The organism is Salinarchaeum laminariae (assembly GCF_023204835.1).
Lineage (GTDB): Archaea > Halobacteriota > Halobacteria > Halobacteriales > Salinarchaeaceae > Salinarchaeum > Salinarchaeum laminariae.
In genome coordinates, this window is the sequence record NZ_CP096270.1 from 2,962,031 (window position 1) to 2,978,412 (window position 16,382).

General features: G+C 57.9%; 7 protein-coding genes. 3 read left to right on the forward strand and 4 right to left on the reverse strand.

Features of this window, described 5'->3' with window-relative positions:
• Nucleotides 1-808: 808 nt before the first annotated feature.
• Nucleotides 809-4,972, reverse strand: coding sequence for an Eco57I restriction-modification methylase domain-containing protein (locus tag MXF70_RS14125; RefSeq protein WP_248516307.1), 4,164 nt, complete (start codon nucleotides 4,970-4,972; stop codon nucleotides 809-811).
• A gap of 246 nt (nucleotides 4,973-5,218) precedes the next feature.
• Here MXF70_RS14125 and MXF70_RS14130 point away from each other — a divergent pair, with 246 nt between their 5' ends.
• The 3 genes from MXF70_RS14130 to MXF70_RS14140 are packed head-to-tail and all read left to right on the forward strand — an operon-like array spanning nucleotide 5,219 to nucleotide 11,987.
• On the forward strand, nucleotides 5,219-9,040 hold the full coding sequence (locus MXF70_RS14130) for a helicase-related protein (RefSeq protein WP_248516308.1): 3,822 nt from the start codon (nucleotides 5,219-5,221) through the stop codon (nucleotides 9,038-9,040).
• Between the two features lie 5 nt (nucleotides 9,041-9,045).
• Nucleotides 9,046-11,013 (forward strand): DUF8724 domain-containing protein, encoded by a 1,968-nt coding sequence (locus MXF70_RS14135; RefSeq protein ID WP_248516309.1) that lies wholly within the window; start codon nucleotides 9,046-9,048, stop codon nucleotides 11,011-11,013.
• 44 nt (nucleotides 11,014-11,057) lie between these two features.
• Nucleotides 11,058-11,987, forward strand: coding sequence for a phospholipase D-like domain-containing protein (locus MXF70_RS14140; RefSeq protein ID WP_248516310.1), 930 nt, complete (start codon nucleotides 11,058-11,060; stop codon nucleotides 11,985-11,987).
• Here the strand turns inward: MXF70_RS14140 and MXF70_RS14145 are convergent.
• From MXF70_RS14145 to MXF70_RS14155, 3 genes are all read right to left on the reverse strand, one after another.
• Nucleotides 11,984-14,260: a DNA cytosine methyltransferase gene (locus MXF70_RS14145; RefSeq protein ID WP_248516311.1), complete on the reverse strand. Its 2,277-nt coding sequence runs from the start codon at nucleotides 14,258-14,260 to the stop codon at nucleotides 11,984-11,986. The genes MXF70_RS14140 and MXF70_RS14145 overlap by 4 nt on opposite strands.
• A gap of 681 nt (nucleotides 14,261-14,941) precedes the next feature.
• A complete protein-coding gene (locus MXF70_RS14150) occupies nucleotides 14,942-15,874 on the reverse strand; it encodes a hypothetical protein (RefSeq protein ID WP_248516312.1) in 933 nt (310 codons plus the stop codon).
• Between the two features lie 156 nt (nucleotides 15,875-16,030).
• On the reverse strand, nucleotides 16,031-16,213 hold the full coding sequence (locus tag MXF70_RS14155) for a hypothetical protein (protein WP_248516313.1): 183 nt from the start codon (nucleotides 16,211-16,213) through the stop codon (nucleotides 16,031-16,033).
• Nucleotides 16,214-16,382 lie beyond the last annotated feature (169 nt).

Consider the following 16,382-nt stretch of genomic DNA (forward strand, 5'->3'; position numbering starts at 1 on the left):
CGCTCTCGTTCTGTTCGCACACCGCGATCACGCAGGAACTCTTCAATCCGGTCAGTCAACTGCGTCGCATCCTCCTGTTCAGGTGAATGATCAGTGTCGGATGATCCGGATCAATATCTTCGACCAACAGTGAGACTTTCTTGAACCCGTTCGAGTGTCGATACACCTCGAATTCTTCAGCAACCTGTTCAGCTAGCTCGTCCAGAACGTCGGTATTGTCTTCTGTCATGGGTGTTGCAATTCAACACTCGAGAACGATCCAGGCAGCAATCTGTGGCCTCACCCAATCTACTGAATCACCGCTTGCTCCGATTCAATGTGCAGAGGTTCAGAAGCGTCATTTGTTGCTCAAATCAGAGCTACCTCCCAGAAACAGCCTCCATTTCATGGTCGGAATGACTCTGGACGACGTCAACAATATCTTCGTCGGACGATACCGCCACTAACTCGTCGCCGATGAGGTAGCGGTGATCGTAGGAATTGATGAGCCCCTAGCGGCCTGACCTAATACGGTTTGATTTCGATTCGGCTGCTGGTCAGTGAGAGAAAGCGGTCGTACTTGGATGCGAGATCAAGCCTGATCGCACGTTCTCGAAGGTCGTAGTGAAGCGGTGCGTCAGACTGTCCCGCCGCGATGCGGTCGACGAGCGAATCGAGTCTCTCGATGTGAGGGGGGCCACTGGGGAGTTTGCAGAGCTGTCGCTCAGAGGTGTAGACGAGGAAGAGGTGGCCACCGTTTGGCCGTTACTCGATTTTCGTGACTTCTCCACGCCCGCCAGCGCACTTGACATAGCCGCCGACCTCGAAGTTAGTCATCCTTCACTGCCGATTCGACAATCTCGATTTGCTCGTCGGTCAGTCCGTAGAGATCGTAGACGATTTCATCAATGAGGTGGTCCGTCTTCTCGATCTTTTCATCGAATTCGTCGGCACGGCCCCGTACTTCGGTGTACTTCTCCAGCCCTGTTTGCACCTCGTCGATATCGGGGACTGTCAGCGCCCCCAGCCGATCTAACAATGAGATAGTCTTGCTCGCCCCCTGTCGGAAACCTGCGAAGCCCTCAGCCTCCTCAAGGGCGACAGGGACGAACTCGCGTAGTAGCGTTTTCTGGGCTTCCGATAGTTCGACGAAGGCCATCGCGTCGTAGGTTTCGAACTCTGACTCTGCGAGCCGGCCCCAGCGGTCGGTCTCGCGTGGGTCGTCCTCGTCGATTTTGTAACTGATATCGGCCGATAACACTAACCGCCCACCGGCGTCTGCAAATGATATTTCCTCGATTCGCAGGTCTTCAAAGACTTCCGTAGTCTCGGTCAGCGGCGTGTCTGCGACCCCCGCGACCGGCATCTGCAAGTCTTCAAGCGTCTCGCCCGCGATCGAATTCGGCAATTCGTCACTTGGAATTCCGAGGTAATCGAAAAGGGAGATGTTGAAGTTGTTGCGTTTTTCAATGTGGGATTTTTGTTCCTCGGCAACCTTCACGAGCAGATCGTGGACAATTCCCATGTTGTTGTCAGTATGCTCGAAGATAGCTGACAGGAGCTCTTTTTGACCGGCCCCCCCATCTAGTAGCAACTTATACTTTGAGAATAATTCCTCAACGATACTTTCCCGCCTAGATTCGGGTAGATCAAATTGAATATTTCGAATTGGGAGTTTTTCGAAGTGTGCTACCCGTAGTTTCGGGAACAATTCGTCATTCTCGCTGTACTTTTCTCGGAACCAGAACACGGAAGTTTTGGATCCGAGTATTGAGAGCGTGTAGAGCAGATCGATTTTTTGCTCACCTTGTAGAGCGATGTAGATTCCGCGGTCGACAACGAACTTCTCACTAATCACGTCTACTTCGAATCGCTTACCGAGAATTTCCCGGAGCAGTAGACGTTTCCCCTCAAAGAATCTCTTCTCCCGGGGTTCAGCGAGCCAAGGACCATAGCTGATCCATGTATCTCCTTCCCACTGTATACTATACCGCGAGAGGTGTTTTCCTTTCAGTTCTGGAACATATGTATCGTCTTCTTTATGATCTGAGTGATAGGCTCTCTCGTCTATAATCTCCTGATCCTGCTGACTATGGTGGTACGGACCTACTCCTCGAACAGTTTCGTATAGGGAACCAAGGTTTTGGGACCGATTCTCGATCTGGGTTAATATCGGAGCGACTTTGCTATGAGTATAGACCACATATCCGTCTTCTTCCCTCAGAAGGGAGCTGGAAAATTCGTCGTTAATCTCCACTTGAGCATCGTCTCCCATCTCACCACGGTGGAAAGGATCTTCAAACCCATCTGACCGCTCACCGACATAGATTAGATGTTCTGCACCGACCTCTGGGAACGCAGATTGGGGGGAATGGATGATTTTCCGAGGTTGGTTTTGGATGAGCAAAAACTCCCTGATTTTTGGTGTTCGGTAATTCGCCAACCAAGGATCGGGCACAATAAACCCAATTGGAGAACCTTTTGAGAGCAGATTAATCCCCCTTTCGAGAAATAAGGTGTAAAGATCTACCTGATACTCGGCAGTTTTAAACTGTTCGTTGTAATAGTCCGCTTCTGCAGGCTTTCCCTTCATCCGGCCAACGTTCACCCATGGTGGATTCCCAATCACCGCGTCGAACCCATCATCTTCCTTCCGACCCCCATCATGCTCGTAGAACGCAATGGGGAACTCTAGTTCCCAGTGGAAGAATCGTTCACCTTCTGCCAACGTCTGTGACGACTGATACCAGTCTTGCTCTTCGATAGATTCCCAAGAGTCGTATCGCAGGGCTTCGGCCATGCGCTTGTAAGCGTCGCCCGGCACGTCCAGTCCGAACTGCTCCGCGGTGTGGACGTTTGCCATAGAGATGAGGTGCTGATACAGCGGATCGTCACGTGCCTCCTCATAGACGGCCTCCATCTCCTTGATATCGTTAAGTGTCTGGTTGTCGATAGCAAGGAGGTCCTCAAACTGGTCAGTGACGTGCTCTAAGGCCTGCCGGCGCGTGCGGTCGAAGGATTCCTGCAGTGTTAGCTGACCCTCCTGGGTCCCGTTGTCAGGGTCACCGTTGTCCAAAACCGTCTCAATGTCACTCCCAACCAGCGAGTTTCCGGTCTTCAGATGGTGGTCTAAGAACGCGAGCGGCTGTTCGGCTGCGAGCGTACGAAGCCACAAGGACACCTTCGCCAGTTCCACAGCCAGCGGATTCAGGTCGACCCCGTAGATACAACGCTGGGCCACCTGCCGGCGGGCCCAGTTAATGTCGTGTTTCTCGTCGACGGTCTCGATACCTTCTTGCGCTGCCTGCTGCTCTTGGGCGTCGATAATCTCCCGGGCGAGATAATCGATCGCGCTGGTCAGGAAGTGGCCGCTCCCCATCGCAGGGTCGAGAATTTTGAGGTCGAATATCTCCTCGGCGAACTCCTCGGCAAAACCGCCCTCGTCGAACGCACTCTGTCCCACGAGGTCGCTCCGTATGTCTTCGACGAGAGGACCGAGCGTCTCCTCGACGATGTACTCGACCACGTACTCCGGCGTGTAGTACGAGCCGGTGGCCTTCCGCTCACCCGATCCGGTCGTGAGGTGGACTTCACCCTTCTCGACGATCACCTCGTCGCCCTCCTCGGCGGAGACGTACTCTCCGTCTTCTAGGGCGAGCGGCTCGTCAGCGACATCGAGTTGATACTCGAGCAGCCCCTCGTAAATGCTTCCCAGATGCCTGACGTCCAGCGACGAGTAGTCGACGAAGATCTTCCCGCCGCCGTTCTGACTCCGCGTCAGTAGCTCGATGACTTCCGCGAGGTAGGAGTCACCGACCTGATGATTCGCAAGGAACTGTGCTTCTGACGAATCATCTTCGTCTGGATCGGTCCGGAACAGGCCTCCGTTGTACGCCGGGATATATAGGTCCTCTTCGGGAATACCACGAGACTTGCTCCCCTGATCGATGAGCTTGAACAGCTCGTCGAGCCGGTCCCAGAGATTGCCCTGCCAGGCCTGATATTTCGGACTTGGGCTGTCCAGCTCTTCGGCGACATCCTGCTTGAGAGAGTTCAGGCTGTAGGACTCCTCGTAGATGTCGTTGTTCGTGTCCAGCAGATCACGTCCCTCACTCTCGGCGTAAAGCACGAATATGAGCCGATAGAGATAGATGAGCGAGCTGTCGTGAATCAGGTCGAGGTCCTCTTCGGAGAGGTCGTTGTCCGGATACTGCATGAACCCTTCCGAGAGAACCTTGATCGCATCGTAGATGTTGTCCTGGAGATCCTCCCCCAACTCTTGAGCGAAAACGTTCGACTCGTCGTAGACCTCGTCCAGGAAGCAGTCGCCACCGGAATCCTCGAGAAAGGCGCCGTGGCTGAAGAAGAGGTAGAAGTATTTGAAGTCTTCAAGATCGCCTTTCTCTAGGACCGTCGGCAGATCGATCTCGTAGTAGGAGTCAAGCCGGTGGCTCGTCGGGCCGTAGTAGAGCCGCCACTTCTTCCCGTCGGTGAGCACGGCCCACCGGGCGTCGTCCACCTCCTGGAGGTAGACGTGAATCTGGTAGCTCGGGTTTTCGAAGTCGCGCTCGTGTTCGCCACTCCCACGGGTGTCGAGAGGTCGCCCCCAGCGTTTCGCGTCCGCGACGGCGACGGCGTCCCTGTAGAAATCACCACCCCCCTCGCGTCGCTCGAATGCACCACGCGCAGCGTCCTCGGACTCGAAGAAGCCGTAATCCGGCCGACGATTCGTTCGGCTGGTGCTCTCCTCCACCTCGAAAGGGATGCCCAGCTTACGGAACACCGGGCGGATGAACTTCTCCTCGAGCTGGGACTCGTTTCGCTTCGGGGCAGTGTCTTTCTCGCGTTCCCAGAGCTCCATGATATCCGCTTTCGCTTCGCGGAGTTCATCGTCGCCGAGTTCGTCCCAGACTTCGGTTTCCGGCAGGTGCTCCTCGAGATAGTAGTTGGAAAACAGGTCCCGATTCGTGCGATAGGTAAGCGTTGCTTGCATTGATGACTAACTCCGTGCGTGCGACCCCCCGTTTCGGCACGCGGACGGTGATGGAGGACACCACTCCCGTCCGGTACATAATCCTTGTCGCTGAATCTGACGGTGGCCGGCCTTTCGCCCACGTGTGCGTACGCCCTCGAATGGGCGGCCGTGCGCAGCGCGCGCCCATGTGCGTCCAGATGTTCAGACAAAGGGCCGATTTCAGAGAAATCTTTAAGGCCCTTTGTTCTGAAGGTGGTTAGCACGGTGTCAGAACCGGCCGGGGGCGTGAGCTCCCATTCGGCGGGCCACGCCCCGCCGTCGGATGATGAAAGAATCGCACGCCACCTCAGAAAGCGCGTGCTCGAGAAAGTCAGCGGGGATGTCGACGAGCAGGTCGTCCGGGATTTTCCCAGTGATCGGTTCTTCGCGGGTGCGCTCGCACCCGAGAGTCAGAACCAGCTGGACGATCCCGACGACGATCTCCAGTCGAAGATGGAACCAAGCGCACTGGGCGTGAACGTCCGCGTTCAGAACGGCTCTCCCGGTGATGAGCTAGTCCTCTCGATCTCTGGGAGCGTCTGGGTTCGCGTGAACCCAACCTACGATCAGATGCGGGATCGAGAATCCTTCGTCGCACTCGGTGACCGAGAGGAGGATGACGATGAGACGGATGAACTGTTGCCCGTCTTCGAGCGGCTAGAACTCGACATCCCTCCGATCCGGATCCCCTACGAGACAATCGCGGACACTCCCTCGGATACGCCAGATGTGGTTAGAGAGCGGGCCCGCGAACAGATCGGAACGGCGATCGGCCGGATTCGAGAACAGGCAATCGAGAGTGAGGACATCGATCTCTACCTGGACCCCGGAGACGATGACGACGAAGGGGTCCCTGCTGCGGCCCTTGAGAGCGAATCCGCCTTCGAGGGCTATCTCGACACGAGAGAGGGAACCCCAGCTGTCCCCGAGTGGCGAGCCGGCCTGTCGTTCTCGGCTATGCCCGACCGAGAGGCCGACGACGGCAGTCTCCTGCTCGATATCGAGTTCAAGAACACAGCGATCCAGAACCGCGAAGATGCGATCTACACGGTCCGGGATCCGACGCTCTTCGAGGTCCAGATCGAGCTCGAGACCGAGGGGGACCTGGAGTTCATTCCCTTCACATTCGACCCGCTCCCCGAAGATTTCCGGTACAATCGAGATCTCTGGGGACACGGACGGAACTGCACGATCGTCGCCCCGGACGAGGACGCCGTCACCAATCCCGACCGGACTCCGGGCAGGAGCGCACCACCGGCCGATCCGTCCGCGGGTCGCCTCGTCACGGAGTTCATCCCCCAGTACCGGCAACGCGCCTACGAATCTGCGGATCGGAGTGTTAACGCTACCTTCGAAGCGCTGAGCGACCTGGAGAACGGAGGCTTCGAGGTTCTGGATGATGTCGCAGATGCGATGCGGACCTACCTCGAAGACGCTTACCCCGACGCAAGGGAGGGCTACGCTGACCGCGGCTGGTCCGATCAGGACGAGGCCGACTTCGAATCCGACAAGATGGCCTTCGACCGTGAACTCCAGCGTCTTCGGCGGGGTATCAGGTGTCTCCGCCAGCATCCCGAAACTGTCGGCCGCGCATTCGAGCTGATGAATGAGACGATGGACCGGATGCATGAGTTCGACAGCTGGCGGCTGTTCCAGCTGGTGTTCATCGTCATCGAGATCCCGGACATCGCAAGCAGAGAGCACGACGGCTGGGACGATGTCGAGTGGCGCGATGGCGAGACCGATGATCGCGTCGAACAGGCCGACTCGGCCATCGAAGTTGTCGACGTGCTCTGGTTCCCCACCGGTGGGGGGAAGACGGAGGCCTTCCTCGGTGTCTCGGTCTGGAACATGTTCTTCGACCGCATCCGCGGGAAGGATTTCGGCGTGACCGCCTGGACTCGGTTCCCACTGCGACTGCTTTCGCTTCAGCAGCTCCAGCGGATGTCCGAGACGATCGTCCACGCCGACATCGTCCGCAGGGAGCAACCCGACATCGGCAGCCAACCGAGTCGCTCCTTCAGTGTGGGCTACCTGGTCGGTAAGGCCAACACCCCGAACGCGCTCACCGGCTACAACAACGACAACTTCAGTCGCTACCAGGAGAACGAGGAGCTACGCGAAGACGCGAAGGTCGTCCCGACATGTCCAGCCTGCGGATCCGAGGTCCGGATCAGAATCACGAATGATCACCGGCTTGCTCACGTCTGCCAGGGCAACTCCTTCGAATGTGACTGGCAGGCACGCGAGACGGATCCGTCGGAGCCGTATGAAGAGGATGAGCTGCCGATCCATGTCGTCGACAACGAGCTCTACCGCTACGCACCAACCATTCTGGCAGGGACCATCGACAAGATCACCGCTATCGGCTACCAGCGGAAGATGGCCCACATCCTCACCGGGCAGATGGATCACGAGTGTCCGATCCACGGGTTTGCAAGCCTCGGAGAATGCACCGAGAAGTACGGGTGCGAGCTCGACGGTGAAGAGTTTGAAGGCGAGAATGGCATGGCTAACACGGTGGATCCGTACGATCCTGCACCATCGGTGATGGTCCCCGACGAACTCCACCTCCTCGAGGAAAGCGTCGGCAGCTTCGACGGCCACTACGAAACCGGCGTCGACGCGCTCCAGGACCTAGCGGACGCCGGGCGGACGAAGATCATCGCTCCAACTGCCACGATCACGGAGTACGAAGACCAGGTGCATCATCTGTTCATGCGGGGTGCCGAACGATTCCCGGCTCCCGGCCCGTACCTCCGTGAGAACTTCTATGCTCAGGAGCAGCCCGACACCCAGCGGTACTACATCGGGCTCATCCCGCACGGCAAGACTCATATCAACGCCATCATCGATCTCCTGTTCTACTACCACCGGGAGATTCAGGAGCTTGTCCAGACAGCGATCGAATCACCGGATGACCTGCTGACGGGCGCGGCTCTCGAGGGGACCGACACGACGGAGCCTCTCGAGGCTGACAGCATCGACGAGGTCCTGCAGACCCTCACTCTCTACAGTACGAGCCTCACATACCTGCTCTCGAAAAAGGACGGGGACCGGCTCGACCAGTCCATCGTCAGTCAGCTGGATGCCTACATGCGCGAGGAGGGCCGACCACCACTGGCCTCAGAGCGGATGACCGGCGGCACTCCCTTCGAGGAGGTCCAGGATCTGCTTGACCGGCTCGAGGATCCTTGGGAGGCAGAGTCCAGCGAGGAGATCTACCAGCGGCTCGTGGACCGGTCCCTCGTCTCGGCCGACACGGGGGACACCGTCTTAGAGCTGCGGGATGAGCTCGAGGTCAGCCTCGATCCGGACGACGATGCGGTGACCAGCGACGACTTCCGCCGGTCGCTACGCGAGGCAAATTCCGCGGCCCGGGAGGGCCTTGGATGGCTACTGACGAGCTGGCTCAATGCCATCACTGCGACGAGCATGATCAGCCACGGTGTGGACGTCGACCGGTTCAATATGATGGTATTCTTCGGAATGCCCCGGAAGACTGCCGAGTACATCCAGTCGAGTTCCCGCGCTGGGCGAAGCCATCCCGGGCTGGTGTTCAACGTGTGTCATCCGATTCGCGAGCGCGACCTGAGCCACTACCACTTCTTCGAGAAGTACCACGAATTCTTGGACCGGCTCGTCGAGCCCGTCCCCGTCAATCGGTGGGCGAAGAACAGCGTCGACCGCACCCATCCGGGGCTGTTCATGGGGCTGCTGTTGAATCACTACATGTACCAAGAGGGCGTTGATCCACTCTACTTCGGGGACACCGCAGAGGAGTTCATCGACCAAGTCGACGAAGATGAGCTTGCTAATCACATTATCGAGATGTACGGCAACGGCGAGGGACACGAGGAGTTCATGCAAGACGCCGAGGCGTTGACCCAGTCATCGATCGATGAGATCCGGCTGGACGATAACCAGTGGACGAGCGAGCGGCTGCCGCGGTCGGCTATGCAGAGTCTCAGGGACATCGATGAGCAGCTGGATATCGAGGCAGGGTACAGCTACAAAGACATCTTCGAGCGGATGGATTCGAGGTGACACCAATGTCAATGCAACGCAGCCGACAGCAGGTCCTGTTCCAGTTCCTGCCCGGCAACACGTTCGACTACAGCAACCAGCGCGGTATCTGGCAGGTGAGCTATCTCCGGACGAAAGACAAGAGCGGGGCGATCGACACGCAGTACGTGCTCGACCGCGTAGTCGCGAGAGCCCAGAACTGGGATGGCGGGCATCAGGGATTCAACTCCCGCAACAGCGAGCACTACCACTTCGGCGAGCCCGAAGGTGTGCTCGCCCGCCCCTTCCCGACGACGTTCTTCTGTCAGAATTGTCAGAAGGCGCATGGCTACTATTCACCGGATGACGTCTCAGACGAGAACCCAGAGCTGCTTTGCTCCCGGTGCGGCGGTGATCTGAAGCAGTATCAGTTCGTCAGCGTCCACAGCTGTGGCGAGCTTCGGCGGCTCTATCCCCAGACATGTCCAACGCACGGCGACCAGTACATCGTGCTGGACACCCGTGACAGCCAGCGTGCCCAGAACTTCCACTGGCGCTGCAACGTCGATGGCTGCGGCTGGGAGACCCGCGTCGTCAACTATCAGAACTGCGGGTGCGACTACGACCCACCCGAGGACGATGGCGACGACAAGATGTACACGACGGTCCATCGGGCAGGTAGCACCTACTACCCGCACTACCTGACCACGGTCAACCTGCACTCCGCAGGTATCGGGCACCTACGAAACAACGAGGATGGCGCGCAGAAGGCGTTCGCCCGACTGTTCGGCCTCTCGAACTCCCCATCTGTCCAGGCTGTTTCGCTCGACGAGCAGGTCGGCGAGGGAGATCTCAACGACGACCGTGTTGTCGAGGTCTTCCAGACTGAGGACGGAATATCGAGTCTCGACGAGGCGCGCGAGTGGCTCCGCCGACAGGGCGAGGCAACGAGCCAGTCGGTGGGCCGCCGGCTGGACGAGCTGATCGACCTCGTCAACACCACAGACGAACAAGAGCTAACGGCTGCGGGGGATGAAGTGCTGCAGTACGTCCTGAGCCTTGACGACCTGACGACACGCACGCTGGCCGATCTCGAGCGGCGTGCACGGGATCGGGGGTTCTCACAGAAAGCTGACAGGATCGACACCTACCATGACGTGATAGATGAACTCGGAATCGATGCCGTCCGGGTCGTCGAGGACTTCCCGGTTCAGACATTCGTGTATGGCTATACGCGGGGGGGCAGAGAGGAGGGGCAGGCCCGTATCAATGCCTTCTCCCGGAACGCCAGCGACGGCGACGGTACGCCGATCTTCGTCGACACCTCGGAGACGGAGGCCGTCCAGTTCGATCTCAACATCTCGGAGGTATTGCTCTGGCTGGCAGTGAACGTCCCGGCAGCAAGCGACGAGAACGCAACCCGGGGCCCGGTGTCGCTTCCGGAGGTACACGATCCCAACCCCGACACGCTGGACCGCGCCCGCCGGGAAATCGACGATCTGACCGAGCCCGAGCAGTGGGCTTTCCTGATCAACCATCTCGATCCCGTCGACGACTACGGCCGGTTCATCACGGACATGGACGATGACGATCTGGAGTGCCAGGTCACCGAGCACGTGTTCAAGCTGCTCCACACGTTCTCCCACGTCGTCCTCAAGCAGGCGAGCACGATCAGCGGATTCGACCGGACGAACCTCAGCGAGTTTCTCTTCCCGCGTGCGCTGTCGGTGGTGATCTACGCGAACAACCGTGAGGAGTTCAATATCGGCGGGATGAACACTATGGTCGAACAGCAACTCGACAACCTGCTGGGCCAGGCCGAGACGCACGGTAACGAATGTGTCTACGATCCGGTCTGCTCGCAGCGGGACGGGGCGTGCCTATCCTGTCTCCACGTCAGCGAGATCAGCTGTTCGTACTTCAACCAAGTACTCTCCCGTGACTATCTCTACGGCAGTCGCCCGAACACCGACAGGGAGATCAATGGGTACTGGGAGCTGCTGAATCTTAACTAACTGTAGCGCCACTGACAACGTGGTTCGAGGATCACTATCAAACCATGACGGATGATCGAATGTCGGCAGCAATCTCGCTCGCGGGAATCCTCGAGTACGATCTCGACCGAGCCGATCAGATCGAAGGGGTGTTACTGGCCGCGGGCGGTCGCGATGAAACTGTTTCTCCGGTCGCCCTTGCCCATCAGACGGACCTGTTCAGGGAATCAGCCGGCAACCTGTTCCGCCAGCTTCTCTCGGCCGACGCTGTGAAACGGACCACGTTCGACGGGCAGATCATCGAGAGCGAGTTCCGGATCACTACGGATAAGGTCCGGTCGCTGTTCCAGACGACTAGGGAGGCGATCCGGAGTATCGACGCGTACCGTGAACGCCAGCCTCCGGACACGGTCGCGGAGCCGCTGATTACATTTCCGAATGATCCCGCATTTGCCGGCCATACGCCGGCAGACACGGGAATGAACCACCTCGTATCCGCGCTGGCCAGCGAGATCAAGGACGCGTCCGAGTCGGTCGTAATCGTGGCCCCGTTCTTCGAGGGCACCGGCCTCGATCGGCTCGGCGACGTCCTCGAAAACGCCGTTGAGCGCGGCGTCGATCTCACGATCATCACTCGTTATCTCACAGATCCGAAGTCCCACAACCGTGCTGTTATCGGCGACCTCGTGGATAGTCTCCGGAAGCAAACTCGGTCTGGCGGCCAGGTCCGGACTATCGATTACACCGTATGGGCAGATGATGTCCCGGCCGATCAGCGACGTCAGGACGGTGCGAAACCAGTGTTTACGCTGCATGCGAAGCTGATGGTCTTTGATGGATCCGCGGCTTACATCGGGAGCGCAAACATGACCGACTATGGCTTCGATCGCTATCTCGAGCTTGGCGTCCTACTTCGCGGCCCGCCCGTAGACAGCTACCAAGATCTGTGCGAGTTCCTCCTCAAATCGGATGCTGCAAACCGGGTCCGCCTCTAGTCGTCAACTGTGGAAACCGGTCGCACTCGGTCTACCGGTGAAGTGGCTCGGATATCGGGTCCAAGGAATAGATCCTGTAGCGTGGCCCCTAATTCCCGGGCAACCACCGGCGGGACAGCGTTGCCGATCTGTCGGAACTGTCTGGTGAACGGTCCCAGGAAGATGAAGTCGTCAGGGAAGGACTGCAGTCGGGCGGCCTCCCGAGGTGTGACACCACGGTTGCGCAGAGGATCTTCCCGCTCCGGATCTGGCCTGACATACTCGTAGTAGTCCGGCAGGACGTAGTTGTTCGTGTCTTTTGCGAAGTGGGCAACGACCGTCGGTGCCGGCTCGTCCCAGTGGATCATCCGGTACTTGTCAGTGAACGCCGGATTCTCCTCGGTGCCCACGTTGTATTCGATTAGGTGGCTCCACCGGCCATCGTCCTTCCTGTACTTGATGAACCAGCCCGTGTCGCCCGGATCCATCACGTCGAACAGCTTCCTGTCCTTCTCCATGGGATGTTCCCGGGCACGATGATTGAAGGAGAGTCTGGTGCCGTCGGCAAGCCCGTTTTCGCGGACGTACCTGCTTCGGGTGCCCCGTATCCCGCCGATCACGATGTTCGCGCCCTCGTCACATCGTATCCTTGGCAGCCCCGAAAGGCCCTGGCGGAGCGTGTAGCGCTCATCGTCCCGTGCTCGTCTCTCAAAGGCGTCGAAGACATCCTCCGGTCTGATATCCTCTTGGAGGAGATCCTCTCGGATGCCGGCGATGATAATCCGGTTGCGCTTCTGAGGGATTCCGAACCGGGAGCAGTCGACGTTCGTGAAGTCGGCCCGATAGCCTTGGCCGCCGGTATCGTCGAGGCTCTCGAGATCCGCGATCACCTGATCGACGACTCTGTCGTCGGTATCCCCGATCTCATTGGCCATGCCCTCGACGTTCTCAACGATCAATGCCCGGGGTTGCAGGGCCGCAACGGCCCGCAGATAGTTGGTGTACAGATCTGTCCTGGGATCGTCTCTGATACTGTAGCTGCTATCGTCGGCACGGCGTGCCCTGTATCCGGCCTGGGACAACGACTGACAGGGCGGACCGCCGACCATGATTTCCGGTGTTCCGTCCACGATCTCCGGCCACTCCTCACGATCAAGCAGTTCCTCGATATCACTGCAGATGACCCGCCTATGGGGGATTTGGGGATGGTTCAACCGGTAAGTGTCGGTGGCGCTGCGATCGTTATCGACAGCGAGCCCGATATCGTATCCGGCCTCGAGGATCCCGTGGGAGAGACCACCGGCGCCCGCGAACAGGTCGACGGCGACCGGACGGGATTCATTTCTGTGTTCGACCTGCCGGCGAAACCGGTAGGTAAGGGAGAACTTTCGAAGTGCCGATTCCCTCGAACCGAGATGTTTCAGACCCCGGGCGGCATAGCCGCCGATCGCACGGTAGAGCGCCGGGATCTGGCGATCGGTCAGATCCGATTCGAGCTGTGTATGGCGGTGACTGTATCCGGTGCCATCTGGGGACAGGAGGGCGAGATCAGTCAGCAACCGGTCGATTTGGGGGTTTGCGGGCCAGACTGGTTTGTCAAAGGCCGTTGGCAACAGCCACCATGCAGCCTCATTTGTGATGCCCGGGAGCGATGAGAGCATGTCGACGAGCGAACTGTAGGGCCGGGGCGGAAGATCCGCAAGGCTCACTCCGTCGACTCGATCGTCGTCCCTGATCTCCCCGAGGACCGCATGGAGCCGGGCAACACGAAAACGAGCCACGCGGCGCCCGCCTGCCGACTCAATCGCCGACTCGAGTTCGGATACGGTCAGGCGGGCGATCTCCTTCCAAGTGCCCTCACGATCCCGGAGCGCACTGACGAGCCCCCGCCAGCTGTGTGTCAGGAAGTACTCGCTCGGTGAACCCCGTTCGCCCGCGAGAACCACTGAAGCGACGGTATCGAGCGGGTCATCGCTTCCGGCGAGCGGATCGCCACACCCACAGGAGGTCTCTGTTCCAGATCTGACACCGGTCCCCTCATACCTGAAAACCCGGGAGTGGATACACGGGTATACTCCAGACGATTTCCGCGTGCGAGCGATGGTCTCCGGTGTGGCGTGAGGACAGCCCGCAGCGGAATTCCATCCCTCGAGCTCCTGATCGGCTGCCAGCAGCTCCGCGAGAAAATCCACGTGTCGCAGCACAAGACTCCGGTGCTGTGTTCGCTCCGTCGTCGCGGTTTCCCGGATCTCGGGTGACATTGATCCGGCAGCAGTCGACGGATTATCCGGCATGTACCTGTCGTCTCTCTCCGAGTACTTAAGCCTCCTGGAGCCGCTCAGCTATCGCCGGTTTGTCGCCTATCCCGCTGGCTGCAACTCTTCATCAGCGGACACCGGGGTTCGTGAGTCACTTCGGCACAGATCGCATCATGGAGATCGAGTAACGCGAGGTTGAACAGTCGCGCAGCATCCGGCTCTGCGGGCACAATTGAATCTAGGAATGTGTAGAGTTCATCGTCCTTGTGAGTACGTGCGGAGGAGCTGTAGGAGAAGCTCGACCGGAAGGGGTGTGACTACGCAGGTCCGTACACTCCGCCGCCCACTGGGTGGGCAAAGGTTCAGAGATTTCTCCACCACATCGACGATCCGGACGAAACGCCAGCCGGCAGCGACCAAGACTTCGGGGAGTGCCTCTTCTCGGTCGTCACCAGTGAAGAGAACGTCGCGGCGCTCGTAGAGGCAGTAGAGAACCAGCGAGCGGTTTTCTTTCGACGTTTCGATGTATGCAGGCAGGAGTCAGTTTCAGCAAATTTGAACTTCGAACTCCCCGCTATCGTTTACGCTGCGGCCGAACTCTCCCGACGCGAGCACGAATCGGGTCGCGGGCACGGTCCCTACACGTGGAATCCGAACGTCGACCATATCCCGTGACACCCGATCGACTGATCGGGCTCTTCGCCCCTGGCCCGGTTGCTAGACCGCGAGCTGGTCCCTGGTGATGTCATCGCTTTCTATCGTGTGAAATCGCCACTTGATTAGAGAAGGAAGCATCCCAGTCATGAACAACACGTTCAAATAGTTGACAAAGATCACTTCCTTGAGTTCCTCGTATGAATAAGTGACACGTGTCGTTGGTATTCGGATTTCTTGTTCCACGCTGTCGTTGATCGTATCCCCGTGGGCGATCCCGTTGCGGAGGGTGGTATCGAACTGTTCGACGATCAGGTCGAAGAATACGTTGTTCATCTCGTCGTCAGCGGTCAACTCGTGCCGGACTGCTGACGAACTGACTCTCTGGAGAATTTCGTTCTCCGGCGAATCCCCGTCGAGGATGCGCTTTAGCGCGAGCAAGATCGGGAAGCCTCTCTCGTAAAATGCAGCTATGTCCGCATATGTGTCAAACAACTCCGGTACTCCTTTCGAGACAGGGCTCACCTCCTGCAAACTTGACATATGGTTGATCACTTCATTTTGGTACTGTGCCAGAGCATTTCCGTGATCGCTGGTTTCGAAGTCCATCACGAAGCCATACGCGTCTTCCAACTGGCCAGCGTTCAGTTCGAAAATACACTCAACGCAGGCCTCGTAACGGTAGTAGACCGCTTCGTCACGGAGTATCTCTACACCACTGTCAATCAACTTTTTCATATGGCCTAAGTGAAGTAAGGGTGCGGCCGCTGCAGGATCATCCAACTTCCGCGTCTGCAGGACCTGTCTCGCGATCTTTTCTTCCGGTGAGAGATCGCTATGATCACTCTCTTCGGCCCACCCTCGTATCCAATCGGGATCGGTGACTAGCTCTTCGATCGTCTCAATGTCGGCCCCCTCGCGATAGGTGACGGCCATCCCCTCTACAATGTCGCGCTCCGTCTCCGTCAGCTCTCCGTCGAACTCTTCGTTGGGCATCCGTATCAATGACACCTCCTCAGTTGCTAAATGGTTGTTTGCCATGAGGACCGACCGTCAGTACCCAGTATGGTATTCTCGTTTTAGCGGAATTGCTCTCGAGAACTGTGGCTCAAATATACCCCACATGGCAATTAAGAAATACTGATATTATTTCTAATCATTACAGACGACGTCCACTAATTCCTCAAATAATTCAGGATGGTGTTTCTCAAGTACTTCAACATCCCGAGGTAATTCATCCTCAATTCTATTCCTGACGCGTGAAATTGCCTGATACCGTTTACTTTCTTCAACAGATCCGCGATTTTTTATTCTTTCTCTCTCGGTATCAGTCATAAGAGCCCGAGTCCGAGCCATGTGCATCACTACTCCACGACCTTGCAAATATACCCACCATTAGCAAATGTACAAGGTTCGCGAATAGGAATACGTTCGCAAATATGCTAACTATTAAGTCAGTGGGGGCTCAATTTGTGGGTGAGAACCCGTCATGATAGAAAGTCCC

Excerpts from the sequence above, each read along its gene's own strand:
- MXF70_RS14125 (WP_248516307.1), bottom strand. The coding sequence starts at position 4,972 with ATGCAAGCAACGCTTACCTATCGCACGAATCGGGACCTGTTTTCCAAC.
- MXF70_RS14135 (WP_248516309.1), top strand. The coding sequence starts at position 9,046 with ATGTCAATGCAACGCAGCCGACAGCAGGTCCTGTTCCAGTTCCTGCCC.
- MXF70_RS14140 (WP_248516310.1), top strand. The coding sequence starts at position 11,058 with ATGACGGATGATCGAATGTCGGCAGCAATCTCGCTCGCGGGAATCCTC.
- MXF70_RS14145 (WP_248516311.1), bottom strand. The coding sequence starts at position 14,260 with ATGCCGGATAATCCGTCGACTGCTGCCGGATCAATGTCACCCGAGATC.
- MXF70_RS14150 (WP_248516312.1), bottom strand. The coding sequence starts at position 15,874 with ATGCCCAACGAAGAGTTCGACGGAGAGCTGACGGAGACGGAGCGCGAC.
- MXF70_RS14155 (WP_248516313.1), bottom strand. The coding sequence starts at position 16,213 with ATGACTGATACCGAGAGAGAAAGAATAAAAAATCGCGGATCTGTTGAA.